Below are 19717 nucleotides of genomic sequence, written 5' to 3'. Positions count from 1 at the left end.
AGCACGAGCTGCGAGGGAGAGAGGTCGTGCGGGGAGTCGAGGGGCGGGGGGCCGGTCCTGGCGGTCTGGCCGCGTTGGTCGGTCCTCCCAGCAGTGGGAGGCCATTCGTTACCGGCTGCCCCCGCCCGCCCTACTGTGACCCACGTCACTTGACGGGGTCAAGTCCGGTCCGGCGTGTCGTCGGGGGCGGGGTGGGATCGAGCAGAGCCGCGCGGGACGACGACCACCGGCACCGGCGAGGCCCGCACGATCTTCGTCGCGGTCGAGCCCAGGAACACCCGGGCCAGCGGGCCGTGCCGGGACGAGCCGACGACCAGCAGGTCCCCGGGCAGCCAGTCCCCGGCGGCCAGCGCCCCGGCCCAGCCCGACCCCGCGGCCACGTGTGTCCCCGGCAGGGGCCCCGGCCCCCGCCACCCGGCGGCCACCTCGTCCAGCTGCGCCCGCGCCTGCTCGGCCCACTGCGCGGACACCAGCGCCTCGGTCCGCAGCCCCGTCTCCGATGGCAGCATCGGCGGGCGCTCCGGGGCGAAGGTGACCAGCCGCAGCGGGACGTCCCAGGCGCGCGCCGTCCGGGTGGCCCAGGCCAGTGCCTCGCGGGACCGGCCGGTGCCCGCGTACGCGCAGGTCAGCCGCTCGACCCGCGGTGCGGTCGGCCAGGGACGCGGGGCGAGGGCCAGCGGGACCGGCGAGGAGTGCAGCAGGTGTCCGGCGACGCTGCCGGTCGAGAACCGGCCCGCGGGCGACCCGTGCGCCGCGCCGAGCACCAGCAGCGACCCCTCGACCCGGGTCACGGCGGAGACCAGCCCGGCGGGCACCGACGGCGCCTCCAGCGCGACGGCGCGCACCGGCGGGACGCCGTCCCCGGCCAGGTCCTGCACCGCCTCCTGCTGGGCCTCCCGGACCATCGCGACGAGGAACCGCCGGTACTCCCGGTCGGTGCGCGGGTCGTCGAACCCGCGCGGGACCACGGTCGCCAGGACGACGTCCTCCCCGCCGGTGGGCGCCAGGGCGGCGGCCAGCCGCAGCGGGGCCGCCTCGACCGGGTCGACGGCGTACCCGACGACGAGGGTCACCGCGGCGTCCGCAGCCGGGAGTGGCTGCGGGCGTAGCCGACGTAGACGACCGCGGCGATGGCGAGCCAGCCCGCGAACAGCGCGTACGTGACGCCGGGCAGCCCGGAGACGAGGTAGAGGCAGAACGCGATCGACAGCAGCGGGACGACGGGGTAGCCGGGCACCCGGAAGCCGCGGGGCAGGTCCGGCTGGGTGCGGCGGAGCACCATGACGCCGATCGACACGACGGTGAAGGCCACCAGGGTGCCCATGCTGGTCAGGTCGACGAGGAAGTCCAGCGGCACGAGGCCGGCGAGCACCCCGACGAACAGCGCCGTGGCCACGGTGCCGCGGACCGGGGTGAGCGTGCGCCGGCCGACCCGGCTGAACAGCGACGGGATCAGCCCGTCGCGGCTCATCGCGAACAGGATCCGCGTCTGGCCGTACAGCACCACCAGTGTCACCGAGAAGATCGAGACCACCGCACCGGCCGCCAGGACGATCGCCGGCCAGCGCGACCCGGTCACCTGCTCGAGGATCGCGGCCAGCCCCGCGTCCTGGCCCTCGAACCGCGCGGGCGGCTGGGCCCCCACGGCCGCGACCGCGACCAGCAGGTAGACCGTCGTCACCACGACGAGCGACCCGATGATCGCCAGTGGCAGGGTGCGGCGCGGGTCGCGGACCTCCTCGCCGGCCGTGGACACCGCGTCCAGGCCGATGAAGGAGAAGAAGATCGAGGCGGCCGCGATGCCGATGCCGCCCACGCCGGTCGGGGCGAAGGGCGTGTAGTTGTCCGCGTCGAAGGCGCTGGACGCGATCGCGGCGAAGAACAGCAGCACCAGGACCTTCAGCCCGACCATGACCGCGTTGGCGCGGGCCGACTCGCTCGCCCCGCGCACCAGCAACGACGCGCACAGGACGACCAGCACGATCGCCGGCAGGTTCACGACGCCGCCCGCGCCCGGGGCCGCCGACAGCGCGTCGGGGATGCGCAGGCCGACCGTGTCGTCGAGCAGCGCGTCGAGGTACTCGCTCCAGCCGACCGAGACCGCGGCCGCGCTGACCGCGTACTCCAGCACCAGGCACCAGCCCACGACGTAGGCCACGACCTCGCCGAGCGTCGCGTAGGCGTAGGAGTACGAGGAGCCGGCCACCGGGATGGTCGACGCGAGCTCCGCGTAGCAGAGCGCGGTGGAGCCCGCGGTCACCGCCGCCAGGACGAACGAGACGACGACGGCGGGGCCGGCCTCGGGCACGGCCGTGCCGAGCACGAAGAAGATCCCGGTGCCGATGGTGGCGCCGATGCCCAGGCCCATCAGCTGGACCGGGCCGATCCGGCGGGCGAGGGCGCCGCCGTCGGTCTGCGCGCCGGTCTCCTCGACCATGGCGGAGACCGGCTTGCGCCGCAGCAGCTGGGCGCGCAGGGACGGAGAGCTCACGCGGACCTCCTGGACGAGCGTCGCGGTCTGTCAGCCCACCCGGCGCAGGGCGTCCGGGGAGAGCTGGTCGACCGCCGTGTGACCGCTGAGCCCCAGCGTCAGGTCGAACTCGCCCAGCACGTCGGAGACCACCTGGCGCACGCCCTCCTCACCGGCCAGGGCCAGGCCCCAGGCGAACGGCCGGCCGAGCAGCACCGCCCGGGCGCCGAGCGCGACCGCGGTCAGGACGTCCGCACCGCTGCGCACCCCGCTGTCGAACAGCACCGGGGCGCGGCCGTCCACCGCAGCGACCACGTCGGGCAGCGCGTCGAGCGCGGCGATGGAGCGGTCCACCTGCCGGCCGCCGTGCGTGCTGACCACCACGCCGTCCACGCCCGCGTCGAGCGCCCGCCGGGCGTCGTCGGGGTGCAGCACCCCCTTGAGCACGATCGGCAGCCGGGTGCGCGCCCGCAGCCAGGCGAGGTCGTCCCAGGTGGTCGAGGGCCGGGAGTAGATGCCGAGGAACGTCTCGACCGCCGCCCGGGGCAGCGGCGAGCGCAGGTTGGGAAGCCACGGCCCGGGCCAGGCACGGGCCATGCCGACCAGCGCGCGCACCGCCGCCACGGTGGGCCTCGGCTGGCGGTCCCGGCCGGCCGAGGCGCCCGGCTCGGCCGGTGCGGGGGTCGCGGACGCCGCCGCCCGCTCCTCGGCGAGCCGGCGGAACACCGGGTCGGAGGTGTACTGCGCGATCCCCTTGCCCAGCGCGAACGGCAGGTGGCCGAGGTCCAGGTCGCGGGGGCGCCAGCCCAGCATGGTGGTGTCGAGGGTGACCACCAGGGCGTCGCAGCCGCTGGCCTCCGCCCGCCCGACCAGGCTCCCCACGAGCTCGTCGGACGTCGACCAGTACAGCTGGAACCAGCGCGGCGCCGTCCCCATCACCGCGGCGCACTCCTCCATCGGTACCGAGGCCTGGTTGGAGAAGACCATCGGCACGCCGAGGGACGCCGCCGCGCGGGCCACCGCGAGGTCCGCCGCCGGGTGCACCAGCTCCAGTGCGCCGACCGGGCCGAGCAGCAGCGGTGCGGGCAGCCGCCGCCCGAACAGCTCGACGGAGGTGTCGCGGACGCTGACGTCCCGCAGCACCCGGGGGACGACGGCCCACCGGTCGAACGCCGCGCGGTTGGCGCGCTGGGTGGCCTCGTCCCCGGCCCCACCCGCGACGTACGAGTAGGCGCGGGCGCCCAGTCGCTCCCTCGCGCGGCGTTGCAGGGCCCGGGCGGCGGTGGGCACCCGCGGCCGGCGGCCGTACACCCCCGCGCGGTAGACCTCGTCCTGCCGGCGGCGTCCGGTCCCCGCTGCTGAGTCCACGCCGGTCACCGTAGTGAGCCGTGGGTCACAGGCCGCGGACGGTCCCGGACCGGTTTTCTGCCGACACGCCGCAACGACACGCGCGACCCACCGGTGACGCACGGTCCGCCGGGCTGCCCGGGCGGCATCATGGGCGCACCGGCGCACCGTGGGTGCCCCGGCGCGGGAACCAGGGGGAACGTGCACGTGCAGGTGGCCACTCGGCCGGTGTCGATCGTGGGCGGCGGCGTGCTCGCCCTGGTCGTCGCCGGTGTCGCCCTCGCCGGGCCGGCGGCCGCCGTCGACCACGCGGCCCGCCCCGACGTCCGCGTCACGCACGGCCCCAGCTGCCGTCCCGGGGGCGTCGTCGTCGAGGTCGCCGGCGGGACCGTCGGCCACGCGGTCACGCTGGCCACCACGCGCGCGCCCGGCGGGGAGGACACCGCCGAGGTCGCACCGGGCGCCGTCGTGGTGCTGGCCACCGGCGAGGTCGACTGGGGCGAGACCATCGACCCGTTCCTGGAGATCCGCGCGCTCGACGGGTCCGGCGCCGCCTGGGTGGACGAGCTCCCCGGCTACAGCTTCACCCGGCCCGCCGAGGAGGACTGCGCCGCGATCGCCCCGCCGACCGGCGCCGCGGCCGTCCCGCCGATGGGCGAGGTCGTGCCGGGGCTGCCCGGGCCCGACGGCTCGGTCCCGGCCGGCACCACGCCCGGCTCGCCCCCGGTGGACGTCTCCACCCGGGTGGTGGCCGCGGTCGACGACGCGGGCCCCGGCTGGCCGCTGCTGGCCGGCGGCGGCGCGCTGGTCGCCACCGGCGCGGGCCTCGCCGTCGTGGCCGGCGCCCGGCGGGCGGGATCCCGTCCGCGGGGATCGAGCTCTCCCGGGAGCGCCTGAGCGCTCCGTCGGCGACGATGGACCGGTGGCCCGCCCCGAGGACGCCCTGGCTCCGGACGTCCCTGCCGAGCACGTGCCGGAGGACGTGGCCGAGGTCCCCGGCGCGGTCCCCGGCCCCGCCGAGACGTGGCTGCGCATCGTCCAGGTCCACGACCGCATCACCCGCCGCGTCGACTCCGCGTTGCACCGGCGGCACGACCTCTCGCTCACCGGCTACGAGGCGCTGCGCCGGATCGCCGAGGCACCGGGTGAGCGGGCCACGATGGGCGAGCTCGCCGAGGCACTCGGCATCTCCCGCGCCGGGGTGACCAGCACCGTCAGCCGCCTGGTGACCGAGGGGCTCGTCGTCCGCGAGCGGTCGGCCGGCGACCGGAGGCTGCTGCACGCCCGGCTCACGCCGGCCGGGCAGGCCAAGGTCGAGCAGGCCCGGCCCACCCACGACGGGCTGGTGGCCCACCTGCTCACCCTCCTGGGTGACGACGCCGCCGTCGTCACCGACGCCCTGGCCCGGGTCTCCGCGGCCGCCCGCACCCGCCGCTGAAGAAGGGAGGAGGACCCCGTCCTCCTCACCGCTCGCAGGCTCGCGGCGAGCCTCCGGACGGGGCCGAGGTCGCTGCAGGGGGTCGGGCGCGACTCCTCCAGGGGACACTTCAAGCCCGTAGTGTTTCCACTCCACCCAGCGCGGGCAGGACTCGATCATGCAGGTGGGGATCGAGCACTGCTCCGTGGTCGTGCCGACCGTCGGCCGGCCGTCCCTCGACGTGCTGCTCGACGCCCTCGCCCAGGCCCCCGGGCCGCGTCCGGCCGAGCTGGTCCTGGTCGACGACCGCCCCACCGGGGACCCGCTGCGTCCCGCCCGGCCCGGCCTGCCACCCGTGCGCGTGCTGCGCACCGGCGGCGGTGGCCCGGCCCGCGCCCGCAACCTCGGCTGGCGCAGCGTGCGCACCGAGTGGGTGGCCTTCCTCGACGACGACGTCGTGCCCGACCCCGACTGGTACCAGTGCCTGGCCGAGGACCTCTCCGGGCTGCCCGCGGACGTCGCCGGCAGCCAGGGCCGCGTGCGGGTGCCGCTGCCGGAGGACCGCCGGCCCACCGACTGGGAGCGCGGCACCGCGGGCCTGGCCACCAGCTCCTGGATCACCGCCGACCTGGCCTACCGGCGCGGCGCGCTCGCCGCGGTGGGCGGCTTCGACGAGCGCTTCCCCCGCGCCTTCCGCGAGGACTCCGACCTGGCCCTGCGGGTGATGGGCACCGGCGCCCGGCTGGTCCGCGGGCAGCGCCGGATCACCCACCCGGTGCGCCCGGTCGACCGCTGGGTCAGCCTCCGGGTGCAGGCCGGCAACGCCGACGACGTCCTCATGAGACGGCTGCACGGCGCGGACTGGCGGGAGCGCGCCGACGCCCCGCTGGGCCGTCGTCCGCAGCACCTGGCCGTGACCGCGGCCGGGCTGGCCGCCGTCGGTCTCGCCGCCGCCCGGCGGCCCGGCGCCGCGCTCGCCGCCGCGCTCGTCTGGGCCGCCGGCACCGGTGAGTTCGCCTGGGCCCGCATCGCCCCCGGCCCGCGGGACCGCGCCGAGGTCGGCACCATGCTCGCCACCAGCGCGCTGATCCCGCCGCTGGCCACCTGGCACTTCCTGCGCGGCGCCGTCCGGCACCGGCGGGTGCGGCGCTGGCGCGGGCTGCCCGACCTGGTCCTCTTCGACCGCGACGGCACCCTCGTCCGCGACCACCCCTACAACGGCGACCCGGCCCTGGTGAAGCCGGTGCCCGGCGCCCGCGGAGCCGTCGACGCGCTGCGCGCCCGAGGTGTCCGGGTCGGCGTGGTGAGCAACCAGTCCGGCGTGGCCCGCGGGCTGGTCACCCGCGAGCAGGTCGACGCCTGCATGGCCCGGCTCGAGGAGCTGCTGGGCCCGTTCGAGACGGTCCAGGTCTGCCCGCACGGGCCGGACGACGGCTGCAGCTGCCGGAAGCCCGCGCCGGGGATGGTCGAGGCCGCCTGCGCCGAGCTCGACGTCGACCCGGCCCGCTGCGTGGTCATCGGCGACATCGGTGCCGACGTCGAGGCCGCGGCCGCCGCCGGTGCCTCGGGCATCCTCGTGCCGACACCGGTGACGCGGCGGGCCGAGGTCGAGGCGGCGTCCCGCCGCGCGGCCACGATCACCGAGGCGGTCGAGCAGGTGCTGGCGGGGACGTGGTGAGCCGCACCGTCCTCGTGGCCCGGCTGGACTCCGTCGGCGACGTCCTCGTCCAGGGGCCGCTGGTCCGCGCCGTGGCCGCCGGCGCGGACCGCGTCGTCTTCCTCGCCGGGCCGGCGGGCGCCGGTGCCGCCCGGCTGCTGCCCGGCGTCGACGAGGTCTGGACCTGGGCCTGCCCCTGGATCCTCGGGGACCCCCCGCCGGTCGACGCGGACGACCTCACCGTGCTCACCGACCGCGTCCGCGCCCTCGCCCCCGACGAGGCCGTGGTCTCCACGTCCTTCCACCAGTCACCCCTGCCCCTGGCGCTGCTGCTGCGCACCGCCGGCGTGCCCCGCATCTCGGCGATCAGCGTCGACTACCCCGGGTCGCTGCTCGACGTCCGCCACCGGGTGGACGACGACCTGCCCGAGCCCGAGCGCGCCCTCTCCCTCGCCCGCGCCGCGGGCTTCGACCTGCCGGCCGGCGACGACGGCCGGCTCGCCGTGCGCCGGCCCCTGCCCCCGGTCGCGCACGGACCCAGCGGCCCTGACCTGTCGCCCGGGTACATCGTCGTGCACCCCGGCGCCAGCGTCCCCGCGCGCGCGTGGCCGGCGCACCGCTGCGCCGAGGCGGTCGAGGCCCTCGCCGACGCCGGCCACCGGGTGCTGGTCACCGGCGGGCCGGGGGAGCGCGCGCTCACCGCGGCCGTCGCCGGCACCCGCGGTGTCGACCTCGGCGGCGCGCTGGGCCTGGCCGAGCTGGCCGCCGTGTTGGACAGCGCCGCCGCGGTGGTCGTCGGCAACACCGGCCCGGCGCACCTGGCCGCCGCGGTCGGGACGCCGGTCGTCTCGCTGTTCTCCCCGGTCGTGCCCGCCGCGCGCTGGGCACCCTACGGCGTCCCGACGGTGCTGCTCGGCGACCAGGACGCCCCCTGCCGGTCGACCCGGGCCCGCGAGTGCCCGGTGCCCGGCCACCCCTGCCTCTCGTCGGTGACCGCAGCCGACGTCGTCGCCGCCGTCGAGAAGTTGGTGAGTGCGTGAAGGTCCTGCTCTGGCACGTGCACGGCTCGTGGACGACGGCGTTCGTCCAGGGCCGGCACGAGTACCTGCTGCCGGTGGTGGTGGGCCCCGGCGGGAGTCGGGGCCCCGACGGGCTGGGCCGCGCGCGCACCTGGGACTGGCCGGCGTCGGCCCGCGAGGTGACCCCGGAGCAGCTGCGCGACGAGGACGTCGACGTCGTCGTCCTGCAGCGGACCCGCGACCTGGAGCTGGTGCGCGAGTGGCTGGGCCGCGAACCCGGCCGCGACCTGCCCGCGGTGTTCCTGGAGCACAACGCGCCGGGGCTGGAGCCCGGGGACGGGCCGGTCCCGCACACCCGCCACCCGCTGGCCGACCGCGCGGACATCCCGATCGCCCACGTCACCCCCTTCAACGAGCTGTTCTACGACAACGGCCGGGCGCCGACGACGGTGATCGAGCACGGCATCGTCGACCCCGGTGAGCGCTACACCGGCGAGCTGGCGCGGGCCGCGGTCGTGACCAACGAGCCGGTCCGCCGGGGCCGCACGGTCGGTGCGGACCTGCTGCCCGGGCTGGCCGCGGTCGCGCCGGTCGACGTGTTCGGCATGGGGCTGGCCGGGCTGCACGAGCGCTACGGCCTCGACGCCGGCCGCGTCGCGCTGCACGACGACCCGCCGCAGGCCGCGATGCACGCCGAGCTGGCCCGCCGCCGGGTCTACGTGCACCCGGTGCGGTGGACCTCCCTCGGGTTGTCCCTGCTGGAGGCGATGCACCTGGGGATGCCGGTGGTCGCCCTGGCCACCACCGAGGTGGTCGAGGCGGTGCCGGCCGACGCCGGCGTCGTCTCCACCCGGCCCGGCGTCCTGTGGGACGCCGTCCGCACCTACCTGCACGACGAGGACGCCGCCCGGCTGGCCGGCAAGGCGGCACGTGCCGCCGCGCTGGAGCGGTACGGGCTCCCTCGCTTCCTCAGTGATTGGGACGTCCTTCTCGGAGAGGTGACGCGATGATCATCGACCTGGTCAGCGAGCACGCCAGCCCGCTCGCCGCCATCGGCGGGGTGGACGCCGGCGGGCAGAACGTGCACGTCGCGGCCCTCGCCGCGGGCCTGGCCCGCCGCGGGCACACGGTGACCGTGCACACGCGCCGGGAGGACCCCGACCAGCCCGACCGGGTGGCCACCGTCGACGGCTACGACGTCGCGCACGTGGCTGCGGGGCCGCCCCGGGTGCTGCCCAAGGACGACCTGCTCCGCCACATGCCCGGGTTCGCCGCGGTGCTGCGCCGGGAGTGGGCGCTGCGGCCCCCGGACCTGGTGCACGCGCACTTCTGGATGAGCGGGCTGGCCGCGGTCGCCGCCGCCGGGCCGATCCCGGTCCTGCAGACCTTCCACGCGCTCGGCTCGGTCAAGCGCCGCCACCAGGGCGCCGCCGACACCTCGCCGCCGCAGCGGGTCGAGCTGGAGCGCTCGCTGTGCCGCACGGTCAGCCACGTCGTGGCCACCTGCTCCGACGAGGTCTTCGAGCTGCGCCGGCTGGGCCTGGACAGCGACCGGGTGTCGGTCGTGCCCTGCGGCGTGGACACCGGCGTCTTCACCCCGCGCGGCCCGGTGGCGCCCCGCGGTGGACGGCAGCGGCTGCTGGTCCTGGGCCGGCTGGTCGAGCGGAAGGGCCAGGAGGACGCCGTCCGCGCGCTGGCCGCCGTCCCGGACGCCGAGCTGGTCGTCGTCGGCGGGCCGCCGACCGCGGAACTGGACGGCGACCCCGAGGTGCGCCGGCTGCGGGAGGTGGCCGGCTCCCTCGGCGTCGCCGACCGGGTGGTGTTCACCGGCGCCGTGGCGCGGGCCGACGTCCCGGCCTGGATCCGCTCGGCCGACGTCGTGCTCGCCGTGCCCTGGTACGAGCCCTTCGGCATCACCCCGCTGGAGGCCATGGCCTGCGGCCGGCCCGTGGTCGCCACCGCCGTCGGGGGCCTGCAGGACTCCGTCGCCGACGGCGTCACCGGCGACCTGGTCCCGCCGCGGGACCCCGCCCGGCTCGGCGAGGTGCTCGCCGCGCTGCTGGCCGACGACGCCCGCCGCGCCGCCTACGGCGCCGCTGGCGTCCAGCGCGCCCGCAACCGCTACCGGTGGGCCCGCGTGGTCGCCGACACCGACACCGTCTACCGGCAGGTCCTGGCCAGCCGCCGTCTCGTGGAGGTCGCCCGATGAACCCGCTGTCCGAGGCTCCGCACTCCGCCGGCGAGGTCGTCTCGCCCGACACCTGCACCCACCTCACCGGCGCCGACCACGTCGCGTCGCTGACTGCCGCGCTCGGGTCGCTGGACGGCCAGCTCGACGTGCTCGACCGCTGGGGCCGGCTGGTCGCCGACGTGCTGTGCGGCGAGTCGCGCGGCCGGTTGCTGGCCGCGGGCAACGGCGGCAGCGCCGCCCAGGCCCAGCACCTCACCGCCGAGCTGGTGGGCCGCTACCGGGCCGACCGGCCGCCGTTCTCCGCGATCTGCCTGACCGCCGAGACCTCGTCGCTGACCGCGATCGCCAACGACTACCCGGCCGACGAGCTGTTCGCCCGCCAGGTCGAGGCGCACGGGCGGGCGGGCGACGTGCTGGTGCTGCTGTCGACGTCGGGCCGCAGCCCCAACGCCGTCGCCGCCGCCCGCCGGGCCCGGGAGTGCGGCCTCACCGTGCTGGCGATGACCGGCCCGGCGCCCAACCCGCTGGCCGCGGCGGCCGATGACGCGGTCTGCATCGACTCGCCGTGGACGGCGACCGTGCAGGAGTGCCACCTGGTCGCGCTGCACCTGGTGTGCGCGGCCTTCGACGCGGCGGTGCTCGCCGAGCCGGCCCGGGTGCCGGAGACCCGGCTCGGGGTGGCCCGGTGAGGCCGCTGGTCGTCGTCGGCGACGCGCTGCTCGACGTCGACCTGGTCGGGACGGCGTCCCGGCTCACCCCCGACGCACCCGTGCCGGTCGTCGAGCACGTCGAGACCCGCGAGCGCCCCGGCGGCGCGGCCCTGGCGGCGGTGGTCGCCGCACGGGCCACCCGCCGGCAGGTCGTGCTGGTCACCCCGATGGCCGACGACGAGGACGCCGACCGGCTGCGCGCGCTGCTCGCCGGCCGGGTGCGGCTGGTCGAGATCCCGGCGACCGGTGGGACGGCCGTCAAGCGCCGCGTCCGGGTGGGCGACCACTCGGTGGCGCGCATCGACAGCGGCGCGCCGGTGGTCTCGCTGGGCGCGCTGCCCGCGGAGGCCGCCGCGGTGATCCGGGACGCGGCCTCGGTGCTCGTGGCCGACTACGGCCGGGGGACGACGGCGGATGCCGCCGTCCGCGCCCTGCTGGGCGAGGCCGGCGGCCCGGTGGTCTGGGACCCGCACCCGCGGGGCGCCGACCCGGTGCCCAGCGCCCGGCTGGTCACGCCCAACGGCGCCGAGGCCGCCCGCGTCGCCGCCGACGCCGGGGTGGCCGCGGCGGGGGACGGCCTGGCCGCGGTGGGTGCGCGGGCCGAGGCGCTGATCCGGCACTGGGGGGTCGGCGCGGTGGCGGTGACGCTCGGTGCCCGGGGCGCGCTGCTGTCCTACGGCGAGGGCGCGCCCATGGTCGTGCCGGCGACGCCGGTGACCGGCGGGGACCCGTGCGGAGCCGGTGACTCGTTCGCCGCCGCGGCCGCGCTCGCGCTGGCCGACGGCGCGGTGACCGGCGAGGCGGTGGCGGCCGCGGTCGCCTCCGCCGGGTCCTTCGTGGCCCGCGGTGGGGCGTCGGCCTGGGACGCCGCGGACGTCGTCGAACCGGACGTCGTCACCGAGCCGGGGGTGGACGGCGTGATCGCCCGGGTCCGGGCGTCGGGCGGGACGGTCGTCGCCACCGGCGGCTGCTTCGACCTGCTGCACCCCGGCCACGTCGCGACGCTGCGGGCCGCCCGCGGGCTGGGGGACTGCCTGGTGGTCTGCATCAACTCCGACGACTCGGTGCGCCGGCTGAAGGGGCCGTCCCGCCCGCTGGTGACAGCGGCCGACCGGGCCCGCGTGCTGGAGGCGCTGGAGTTCGTCGACGCCGTCGTCGTCTTCGACGAGGACACCCCGGCCGAGGTGATCGGGCGGCTCCGGCCGGACGTGTGGGCCAAGGGCGGGGACTACGCCGGCGCCGACCTGCCCGAGGCCGCGGTGCTGCGGCGCTGGGGCGGCCAGGCGGTCGTGCTGCCCTACCTCGACGGGCACTCCACGACGGCCCTGGTCGAGCGCTCCCGCGTGTGAACGACGCCCCCGTTCGCCTTTATCGCGATATTGGCGGTGACGACGGGCCGCCGGTGGCGGTGGTCCTCCGGCCGCTGGGTCTCGGCGACCTGCTCACCGGTGTCCCGGCCATCCGCGCCGTGCGCGCCGCGGTACCCGGCCACCGGCTGGTGCTGGCCACGACCCGGGCGCTCGAGCCGCTGGCCTCGCTGATCGACGCGGTCGACGAGGTGCTGCCCGCCGGCGAGCTCGAGCCGCTGGACTGGTCCGGCCCGCCGCCGGAGCTCGCCGTCGACCTGCACGGGAAGGGCCCGGCCTCGCACGTCGTGGTCGCCGACCTGCACCCCGACCGGCTGCTGACCTTCGCCAGCCCCGGCTACCCGGGACCGACCTGGTACCCCGACGAGCACGAGGTGCGCCGCTGGTGCCGGCTGGTCGTCGAGGGGCTGGGCGTGGCCGCCGACCCCGACGCGCTCGACCTCGCCGTCCCGCCCGTGCCCGCGCCGGCGCCGGCCGGGGTCGCGCTGGTGCACCCGGGGGCGGCGTTCCCCGGGCGGCGCTGGCCGCCCGACCGGTTCGCCGCGGTCGCCCGGCACCTGGCCGACCGGGGCCTGGACGTGCGCGTCACCGGCGGCCCGGCCGAGGTGCCGCTCGCGCAGGCGGTGGCCTCGGGCGCCGGGCTGGGGGAGGAGGCGGTGCTGGCCGGGCGGACGACGACGCTCGAGCTGGCCGCGGTGGTCGCCGGCGCGCGGGTGGTCGTCAGCGGGGACACCGGCACGGCGCACCTGGCGACCGCCTACCGCCGTCCCTCGGTGGTGCTGTTCGGGCCGGTCTCGCCGGCGCTGTGGGGTCCGCCGGCGCGGGGTGGGCGGGGAGGGCCGTTGCACGTCGTCCTCTGGCACGGCGACGGCACCGGCGACCCCTGGGGCACCGAGCTCGACCCCGCCCTCGCGGAGGTGACGGTCGACGAGGTCACCGCGGCGCTCGACGCACTGCTGACCCGCACCTGAGGGAGGGCCCCCTCCTCCCCACACCTCGCAGGCTCGGTGCGGGGGCCGGGAGGGGGCCGCGGGAGTGGGTCAGCGGCGGTCGGGGAGGAGGTGCGGTCCGGGAGGACCGCGACCTCACCGCTGCCGCAGGGCGTCGAACAGGACGGTCTGCAGGTCGGTCGGGTCGACCGCGGAGTACGCCGCGCCGCCGGTGGCCTCGGCGATCTGCTCGAGGGCGGCCAGGTCGGCGTCCGGGCCGAGGGCGACGCCGATGACCTTGACCGGCCGGTCGGGGTCGGCCTCGCTGCGCAGCGTGTCCAGCAGCTCGTCGAGCTCGACGCCCTGGGAGTCCTCGTTCGTCCCGTCGGTGACCACCAGGACGCTGTTGACCGCAGCCGGGTCGAAGTCCGAGCGTGCCGCCTGCACCGCCGCCAGCGTCGTGTCGTAGAGGCCGGTCCCGCCGGGGCTCAGCCGGTCGGGGATGGTGTCGAGCTGCTCGGCGAGCACCTCGCGCTGCACGGTGCCGTCGACCTCCGTCCCGAGCGCCCGCGTGGGCACCACCTCGGTCCAGTCCCGGTCCCCCTCCAGCTCTGCGGCGAAGAACCACAGCCCGAGGGCGAAGTCGCCCGGCACCAGCGTGAGCGTGCTCTGGGCGGCGTCGCGGGCCAGCGTGGCCCGCGTGCCGTCGCCGGCCGGGGCCTCCATGGAGGTCGAGATGTCGAAGACGGTGAGGATCCGCGACGGCGCGGCCAGCTCCGACAGCTGCGCGACCAGCGCCTGCACCTCGGCGGGGTCGAGCTGGAGGGCCGGCGGGGCGGTCTCCTGGAGCCCGGCTGCCTCGGCGTCGGGCGGCGCGGTGCCCTCGGCGTCCCGGAAGCCCGCCTCGAGGACGGCGGCCGACGCGGCGTCGGAGGTGAGCGCGCGCACCGCCGCGTCGACGGCCGCGGCGTCGGTGGCAGACGCGGTGCCGACCCGCAGCAGGGGGTGGTCCAGCGTCGGCGAGCCCTCGGCCGGGTAGACGGCGACCAGCTGCGGGTCCTCGGCGTCGGCGTTGGCCGCCCACACCTCCTGCTCGCTGACCGGCACCAGCGGCGCGTCGGCCGCGCCCTCGCTGCCGGCGGCCAGCGCGTCCGCAGGGGAGACCGACGGGCCGCGCTCGGCGGCGAGCACGGTCTGCACCACGGCGTTGTCGGCCTGCTCGCCGCCGCCCAGCGAGGTCCGCACGGCGCTGAGCGCGGCGAGGGCCTCGGCGCTGGTGGCCAGGTCGGGGACGGCGATCCCCTGCCGGCTGGCCAGCGCCTCGCCCCAGCCCGGCGCCGCGTCGGCCCAGCCCAGCGCGTCGACCGCGGCGCGGCTGGTCGCCAGCACCACGGGGGAGGAGGCGACCGACCCGACCGGCTCCAGGGCGGCGTCCCCGGCGCGCGCCGCCCACAGCGAGGAGTCGGGCACCCACAGGTGCGGCAGGTCAGCGGGGTCCAGCGCCCCGAGGTCGCCCACCGTCTGCACCGGCTGCTGGGCGGCCACCTCGGCGACCGCGCAGTCCTCGGCGCGCAGGCCCTCGGCGTCGGCGAGCACCCGCTCGGCGACGGGGACGAGCTCGGGGGCGACCGTGACCCGCACGACCGCCGGGTCCTCGCAGTCGCCGTCCCCGGCGCCCGCCCACCAGAAGATCCCGCCGGCGAGCAGCACGACCGCGGCCACCGCGAGGGCGATGAGCACCTGGGGGGCCAGCTGCGGCGACTGGCCGGCAGCAGAGCGGGCGGCGTGGCGGCCCATCGAGCAGCTCCCCCGTCGAAGTCGTCAGCGTCCCCGGCGACCTCGCGACCGCCGACTACACAGTAGATGCGTTCGCTGACCCCGCGTGGATCACCCGGCCCTGGTGCTCGCCGCCTCCAGCTGCTCGGCGAACCAGGCCACCGTCCGTCGCAGGCCCTCCTCCGAGGGCACCGTCGGCCGCCAGCCGAGCAGCTGCTCGGCGCGGGTGGTGTCGGGACGACGCACCTTCGGGTCGTCGACCGGCAGGTCGATGAAGGAGATCGGCGACCGCGAGCCGGTCAGCTCGACGATCCACTCGGCCAGCCGCAGCATCGACAGCTCGTCGGGGTTGCCGATGTTGACCGGCCCGGCCTCGCCGGAGGAGGCCATCGCGAGGATGCCGCGCACGGTGTCGTCGACGTAGCAGATCGACCGGGTCTGCGAGCCGTCGCCGGCCACGGTCAGCGGGCGGCCGGACAGCGCCTGCCCGACGAAGGCCGGGATGGCGCGGCCGTCGTCCGGGCGCATCCGCGGGCCGTAGGTGTTGAAGATCCGCACGATCCCGGTGTCGGTGCCCTTCGACGTCCGGTAGGCCGTGGTCATCGCCTCGCTGAACCGCTTGGCCTCGTCGTAGACGCCGCGCGGGCCGACCGGGTTGACGTTGCCCCAGTACTCCTCGTGCTGCGGGTGCACCAGCGGGTCGCCGTAGACCTCCGAGGTCGAGGCCAGCACGTAGCGGGCGCCCTTCTCGTGGGCGAGCCCGAGCGTGTGCAGCGTGCCCAGGCTGCCGACCTTCAGCGTCTCGATCGGCATCTTCAGGTAGTCCAGCGGGCTGGCCGGCGAGGCGAAGTGCAGCACCAGGTCGACCTCGCCGGGCACGTGCACGAAGTCGGTGACGTCGCACCGGACCAGCCGGAAGCCGGGGTGCTCCATCAGGTGGACGACGTTCTGCGGGGAGCCGGTGAGGAAGTTGTCGAGGCACACCACCTCGACGCCGCGCCCCAGCAGGTGCTCGCAGAGGTGCGAGCCGAGGAACCCGGCCCCTCCGGTCACCACCGCCCGCCGGATCGTCCGTGCCTCGCGCACCATGCCTGCTCCCTCCGCACCGGACGCGCGGCCGTGCGCGCCGGAGCGGCTCCTACCCGACGATCACCACCGCACACACTTCAACGGCTAAGTGTCCGGCGGCAGCGGCTGCGGTCGGCGGCTACTGCAGGTAGTTCTCGACCTGCTCCTCGGGACGCGGCTGCGCCTCGTCGGGGTCCTCGCCGTACTGGCGCTTGGCGTCCCGCTGGCGGATGAGGTCCCAGAGCTGGTCGCGGTCCTCCTCGATCTGCCGGAGCCGGGCGCGCTGCTCGTCGGTGTGCTCGCCGCTCTCGCGCAGTCGGCGCTCCTCCTCGACGAGCGCCTCGATGCGGCTGCGGATCTCGCTGTCGTCCATGCCCGCTCCCTGCCCGCCGCGTCGCGGGCGAAACCGGTCGGCCGGCGTCACCCGACGTCCGGCACGTACCCCTCGACGAAGGCCGCGAGCCGCCGGGTGACCGCTCCGCCGGCCCGGCCCAGCGACAGCAGCGCGGCCCGCTCCAGCGGCACCCGCACCGGACGCCGTCCGGCCGGCGCGGCCGCGCGCACCGCGTGCCCGGCGGCGACCAGCTCGGGCCAGGGGCGGGACAGCTGGTCCAGCACCCGGGCCAGCGCGGCCGCCGTCGGGCCGGCGTTGCCCTGCACCATCGCGGTGACGAGGCCCGGGTCGCTGCCGATGACCCGGGTGCCGTCGCGGAAGCTGCCGGCGGCCAGCGCGAGGGCGAGCGGCCCGGCCTCGCCGGCGGCGGCGGCCAGCGCCGCGGCCAGCAGGTGCGGCACGTGGCTGACCGCCGCGACCGCGTCGTCGTGCTCCGCGGCGGTGGTCGGCACCACCTCGGCGCCGGCGGACAGCGCGACCTCGGCCACCCGCAGCCAGCGCGGCAGCTCGGTGCCCGGTTCCAGGCACAGCGCCCAGCGGGCGCCGGCGAACAGGCCGGGGTCGGTCGCCTCGTGCCCCGACCGCTCGGTGCCGCACATCGGGTGCCCGCCGACGTAGCGGTGTCCCACCGCGGTCCCGACGTCGGCGAGCACCGGCGTCTTGACCGAGCCCAGGTCGGTGACGGTGGCGTCCGGGGCGACGTCCAGCCCCTCCAGCGCCCGGGCCATGGCCGGCAGCGGGACGGCGAGGACGACGACGCCGTCCATCTGCCCGGTGACCCGCACCCCGCGCGCGGCGGCGGCCTCCCGGGCAGCGGGGTCGACGTCCCAGCCGGACACCTCACGACCGGCGGCGACCAGGGCCGCGGCCAGCGACCCGCCCAGCTGGCCGAGCCCGACGACGCCGACCGGGGGAGCGGGCATCGTCGGCACGGGGAAGGCGGTCACGCCGGGGCCTCCCAGGCGCTGTCCGTGCGGAAGACCCTGGCCAGCGCGGTCGCCACCAGCCGGCCGTCCTGCGCGCGGGCCTCGATGCGGTAGACCGCGGTGCGCCGGCTGCGGTGGACCTCGGTGCCCTCGGCGACCAGCCGGTCCCCCGGGCGTCCGGGGGCGAGGAACTCGGTGTGCACGTCCTGGGCCACCGCGACCGTGCCGTGGCTGTTGCTCACCGCCGCGTGGACGACGTCGAGCAGGGCCATCGTCGCCCCGCCGTGCGCCATGCCGGCGGCGTTGAGCAGCCGCGGGCCCACCGTCATCGCCGCGCGGGCGTACCCGGGCCGGACCTGCTCCAGCACGATCCCCAGCAGGTCCGCCAGCGGGTCGGCGGCCAGCTGGGCGAACAGGGCGGGAGCGACGTCGGCACCGTCGTCCGGAGGAGGATCGGCCATGATCGGAGGCTATGTCCCCCGCGCTCCCCCGTCCCTCCGTGCCATGACACCGCGCTCGTTCCTGCTCACCCCGGAACTCGGCGACTACGTCCGGGCGAGCTCCGAGCCGCCGGACGACGTCGTCACCGACCTGCTCGCCGAGACCGCCGCCCTGGCCGACCGCGGCGAGGCGTCGCCGACGTACCAGATCGCCCCCGAGCAAGGCACCTTCATGCAGCTGCTCACCCGTGTCCTCGGGGCCCGCCGGGCGATCGAGATCGGCACCTTCACCGGCTACTCGGCGCTGTGCGTGGCCCGCGGGCTGCCCGCGGACGGCTCGCTGCTGTGCCTGGACACCAGCGAGGAGTGGACGGCGGTGGCCCGGCGGTACTGGGCCCGCGCCGGGCTGGCCGACCGCATCGAGCTGCGGCTCGGCGACGCGCACGAGTCGCTGCGGGCGCTGCCGGCCGAGCCGACCTTCGACCTGGCGTTCGTCGACGCCGACAAGACCGGCTACGCCGACTACGTCGACCAGCTGCACCCGCGGATGACCGGTGACGGCGTCGTGCTGCTGGACAACACCCTGCGCGGCGGCCGGGTCCTGGACCCGCAGACGGACGACGACCGGGCGCTCGCCGAGCTGAACGCCGCGCTGGCCGCCGACCCGCGCTGGGAGACGGTGCTGCTGCCGCTGTCCGACGGCCTGACCGTGCTGCGCAAGCGATGAGCGGACCGGACTCGCCGGGCAGCTGGGCGGTGCGGGTCAGCCGCCCCGACGGCCGCTGGCGGGTGGAGCTGCTGGCCGCGGACGCCGGTGACGAGCTGCCCGCGCTGGAGCGGGCGCTGGGCGACCCGGGTGCCGGGCACTGGCCCGCGCCGTTCGTCGTCGTCGTCGACTCGCGGCTGTACTTCGTCGTCCTGCGGCACGGGCCCGGCGGGCTGGTGCGGGCGCTGATCTCCGACGCGACCATGCAGGAGTGGCTGCTCGCCGCCGAGGTGGTGGAGCGCTACGGCATCGCGGTGGACGCCGAGGGTGCCTTCGACGACGACGAGACCGGCTGGCCCGGCGGCGACCTGGACGTCTTCGCCGACGACGGCCTGCCCGCCGCCGAGCTGCGGCCGATCGTGACCGCCGACGACCTGTGGGCCGACGAGATGGTCGCCGCGATCGCCGCGCGGTTGGGCTTCGCGGACGAGCTGGCCACGGCGGTGGCGAACCAGGTGACGCCGTGAGCGGGGTGGCGACCGCCGTCGTGTTCGACCTCGGCGGGGTGATCACCGAGAGCCCGATGACCGCGTTCACCGCCTACGAGGCCGAGGCCGGGCTGCCGGAGGGGCTCATCGTGCGGCTCAACAGCACCGACCCGGACACCAACGCCTGGGCGCGGTTCGAGCGCAACGAGCTGGACGCCGCCGGGTTCACCGACGCCTTCGAGGCCGAGGCGCTGGCCGCGGGGCACCGCCTGGACGCCGGGCGGGTGCTGGCCGCGCTGGCCGGCGAGGTGCGCCCGGCGATGGTGGCGGCAGTGCGGCGGCTGCGGACCGCGGGGCTGCCGCTGGCGCTGCTGTCGAACAACGTGGCGCCGATGGAGCGCAGCGGCCGGCTGGGGGAGCTGCTGGAGCTCTTCGACGCGGTGGTCGAGTCCTCGGTGGAGGGCGTGCGCAAGCCCGAGCCGGAGATCTACCGCCGCGCGCTGACCCGGCTGTCCGAGGCCGTCGGCCGGGAGGTCCGGGCGTCGGACTGCGCCTACCTCGACGACCTCGGCATCAACCTCAAGCCCGCCCGGGCGATGGGCATGCACACGGTCAAGGTCGTCGACCCCACCGCCGCGCTGGCCGAGCTGTCGGCGCTGGTGGGCATCGACCTGCTGGACGAAGTGGCGTCGTGACCCCACACCCGGCACGGCTGTCCCCGCGACAGCTCGTGCTCTGCCCACCCTGGTGGGCAGAGCACGAGCTGTCGGGGACCACGACTGCCGCCCGCCCGTCGTGCTCTGCCCACGGTG

20 protein-coding genes are annotated in these 19717 nt (G+C 77.1%); 12 read left to right on the top strand and 8 right to left on the bottom strand.

The features are described from left to right. Positions 1 to 158: 158 nt before the first annotated feature. The 3 genes from BLR12_RS03695 to BLR12_RS03680 are packed head-to-tail and all read right to left on the bottom strand — an operon-like array spanning position 159 to position 3838. On the bottom strand, positions 159 to 1073 hold the full coding sequence (locus BLR12_RS03695; protein WP_176832321.1) for a universal stress protein: 915 nt from the start codon (positions 1071 to 1073) through the stop codon (positions 159 to 161). Beyond that, positions 1070 to 2491 (bottom strand): amino acid permease, encoded by a 1422-nt coding sequence (locus tag BLR12_RS03685; protein ID WP_218120527.1) that lies wholly within the window; start codon positions 2489 to 2491, stop codon positions 1070 to 1072. The genes BLR12_RS03695 and BLR12_RS03685 overlap by 4 nt, the downstream gene beginning before the upstream one ends. Positions 2492 to 2521: 30 nt before the next feature. Next, the gene (locus BLR12_RS03680; protein WP_091374330.1) at positions 2522 to 3838 is read right to left on the bottom strand and encodes an alpha-hydroxy-acid oxidizing protein; all 1317 of its coding nucleotides are present in this window, start codon (positions 3836 to 3838) and stop codon (positions 2522 to 2524) included. A gap of 186 nt (positions 3839 to 4024) precedes the next feature. Between BLR12_RS03680 and BLR12_RS24250 the strand changes: the two genes are divergently transcribed. From BLR12_RS24250 to BLR12_RS03635, 9 genes are all read left to right on the top strand, one after another. After that, positions 4025 to 4714 carry a hypothetical protein gene (locus BLR12_RS24250; RefSeq protein WP_176832320.1) on the top strand — a complete coding sequence of 230 codons (690 nt, stop codon included), beginning with the start codon at positions 4025 to 4027 and terminating at the stop codon, positions 4712 to 4714. 25 nt (positions 4715 to 4739) lie between these two features. After that, positions 4740 to 5255 carry a MarR family winged helix-turn-helix transcriptional regulator gene (locus tag BLR12_RS03670; protein WP_091373523.1) on the top strand — a complete coding sequence of 172 codons (516 nt, stop codon included), beginning with the start codon at positions 4740 to 4742 and terminating at the stop codon, positions 5253 to 5255. Positions 5256 to 5412: 157 nt separating this feature from the next. Then, on the top strand, positions 5413 to 6912 hold the full coding sequence (locus tag BLR12_RS03665; RefSeq protein WP_091373520.1) for an HAD-IIIA family hydrolase: 1500 nt from the start codon (positions 5413 to 5415) through the stop codon (positions 6910 to 6912). Further along, complete coding sequence (locus tag BLR12_RS03660) at positions 6909 to 7931, top strand: glycosyltransferase family 9 protein (RefSeq protein WP_091373518.1); 1023 nt, start codon at positions 6909 to 6911, stop codon at positions 7929 to 7931. Before BLR12_RS03665 ends, BLR12_RS03660 begins: the two co-directional genes overlap by 4 nt. Further along, positions 7928 to 8920, top strand: coding sequence for a glycosyltransferase (locus tag BLR12_RS03655; protein ID WP_091373516.1), 993 nt, complete (start codon positions 7928 to 7930; stop codon positions 8918 to 8920). The genes BLR12_RS03660 and BLR12_RS03655 overlap by 4 nt, the downstream gene beginning before the upstream one ends. Further along, positions 8917 to 10119, top strand: a complete 1203-nt coding sequence (locus BLR12_RS03650) for a glycosyltransferase (RefSeq protein WP_091373513.1) — start codon at positions 8917 to 8919, stop codon at positions 10117 to 10119. Before BLR12_RS03655 ends, BLR12_RS03650 begins: the two co-directional genes overlap by 4 nt. After that, a complete protein-coding gene (locus BLR12_RS03645) occupies positions 10116 to 10790 on the top strand; it encodes a D-sedoheptulose-7-phosphate isomerase (RefSeq protein WP_091373509.1) in 675 nt (224 codons plus the stop codon). Before BLR12_RS03650 ends, BLR12_RS03645 begins: the two co-directional genes overlap by 4 nt. Then, the gene (gene rfaE2, locus BLR12_RS03640; protein ID WP_091373506.1) at positions 10787 to 12160 is read left to right on the top strand and encodes a D-glycero-beta-D-manno-heptose 1-phosphate adenylyltransferase; all 1374 of its coding nucleotides are present in this window, start codon (positions 10787 to 10789) and stop codon (positions 12158 to 12160) included. Before BLR12_RS03645 ends, rfaE2 begins: the two co-directional genes overlap by 4 nt. Then, on the top strand, positions 12157 to 13149 hold the full coding sequence (locus tag BLR12_RS03635; RefSeq protein ID WP_255363267.1) for a glycosyltransferase family 9 protein: 993 nt from the start codon (positions 12157 to 12159) through the stop codon (positions 13147 to 13149). Before rfaE2 ends, BLR12_RS03635 begins: the two co-directional genes overlap by 4 nt. 114 nt (positions 13150 to 13263) lie before the next feature. Here BLR12_RS03635 and BLR12_RS03630 read toward each other — a convergent pair whose 3' ends face one another. The 5 genes from BLR12_RS03630 to BLR12_RS03610 form a co-directional block, all read right to left on the bottom strand. Next, on the bottom strand, positions 13264 to 14904 hold the full coding sequence (locus BLR12_RS03630) for a vWA domain-containing protein (protein WP_091373502.1): 1641 nt from the start codon (positions 14902 to 14904) through the stop codon (positions 13264 to 13266). 90 nt (positions 14905 to 14994) lie between these two features. Further along, positions 14995 to 15972 (bottom strand): UDP-glucuronic acid decarboxylase family protein, encoded by a 978-nt coding sequence (locus BLR12_RS03625; protein ID WP_091373499.1) that lies wholly within the window; start codon positions 15970 to 15972, stop codon positions 14995 to 14997. A gap of 118 nt (positions 15973 to 16090) precedes the next feature. After that, the gene (locus tag BLR12_RS03620; RefSeq protein ID WP_091373497.1) at positions 16091 to 16324 is read right to left on the bottom strand and encodes a DUF2630 family protein; all 234 of its coding nucleotides are present in this window, start codon (positions 16322 to 16324) and stop codon (positions 16091 to 16093) included. 47 nt (positions 16325 to 16371) lie between these two features. Next, complete coding sequence (locus BLR12_RS03615) at positions 16372 to 17292, bottom strand: prephenate dehydrogenase/arogenate dehydrogenase family protein (RefSeq protein ID WP_091373495.1); 921 nt, start codon at positions 17290 to 17292, stop codon at positions 16372 to 16374. Beyond that, entirely contained in the window at positions 17289 to 17732 is a 444-nt protein-coding gene (locus BLR12_RS03610) for a PaaI family thioesterase (protein ID WP_091373493.1), read from the bottom strand. Before BLR12_RS03610 ends, BLR12_RS03615 begins: the two co-directional genes overlap by 4 nt. Before the next feature lie 43 nt (positions 17733 to 17775). Between BLR12_RS03610 and BLR12_RS03605 the strand changes: the two genes are divergently transcribed. Genes BLR12_RS03605 through BLR12_RS03595 form a run of 3 tightly spaced genes read left to right on the top strand, consistent with a single transcriptional unit; the run spans position 17776 to position 19600 of the window. Then, positions 17776 to 18438 carry an O-methyltransferase gene (locus BLR12_RS03605; RefSeq protein ID WP_091373490.1) on the top strand — a complete coding sequence of 221 codons (663 nt, stop codon included), beginning with the start codon at positions 17776 to 17778 and terminating at the stop codon, positions 18436 to 18438. After that, a complete protein-coding gene (locus BLR12_RS03600) occupies positions 18435 to 18944 on the top strand; it encodes a tRNA adenosine deaminase-associated protein (protein WP_091373487.1) in 510 nt (169 codons plus the stop codon). Before BLR12_RS03605 ends, BLR12_RS03600 begins: the two co-directional genes overlap by 4 nt. After that, entirely contained in the window at positions 18941 to 19600 is a 660-nt protein-coding gene (locus BLR12_RS03595) for an HAD-IA family hydrolase (protein WP_091373483.1), read from the top strand. The genes BLR12_RS03600 and BLR12_RS03595 overlap by 4 nt, the downstream gene beginning before the upstream one ends. Positions 19601 to 19717 lie beyond the last annotated feature (117 nt).

The sequence above is a fragment of the Geodermatophilus sp. DSM 45219 genome (assembly GCF_900104025.1).
Classification (GTDB): Bacteria; Actinomycetota; Actinomycetes; order Mycobacteriales; family Geodermatophilaceae; genus Geodermatophilus.
Note: the sequence above shows the minus strand (reverse complement) of the source record. Positions and strands in the feature narration are given on the sequence as shown.